This is a genomic window from Chromohalobacter sp. HP20-39, assembly GCF_033052815.1.
GTDB lineage: Bacteria > Pseudomonadota > Gammaproteobacteria > Pseudomonadales > Halomonadaceae > Chromohalobacter.
In genome coordinates this window covers 1-237 of sequence record NZ_JAWHTP010001159.1, presented here as the reverse complement: position 1 = coordinate 237, position 237 = coordinate 1, and the positions used below count along the sequence as shown (strand labels likewise).

Here is a 237-nt window from a genome sequence, read left to right as displayed (position 1 = left end):
GCCTGGCGCGCAAGCTCAAGGCCGGCCAGGTCTTCGTCAACAACTACGGCGCAGGCGGCGGCGTGGAGTTGCCCTTTGGCGGCACGGGCCAATCTGGCCACGGGCGCGAGAAAGGCTTTGAAGCGCTGTATGGCTTCACCACCTTGAAGACCATCGCCATCCGCCACGGCTAGAGCAACACAAACAACACAACACAACACCACGAGGAGACACCATGCGGCTTGCCGGCAAGATCGC

At 62.4% G+C, this 237-nt stretch carries 1 protein-coding gene; it reads left to right on the top strand.

The window, feature by feature from the left end:
• Nucleotides 1-2 precede the first annotated feature (2 nt).
• The gene (locus tag RVY79_RS21530) at nucleotides 3-173 is read left to right on the top strand and encodes an aldehyde dehydrogenase family protein (protein ID WP_317466657.1); all 171 of its coding nucleotides are present in this window, start codon (nucleotides 3-5) and stop codon (nucleotides 171-173) included.
• The last annotated feature ends 64 nt before the right edge of the window (nucleotides 174-237 follow it).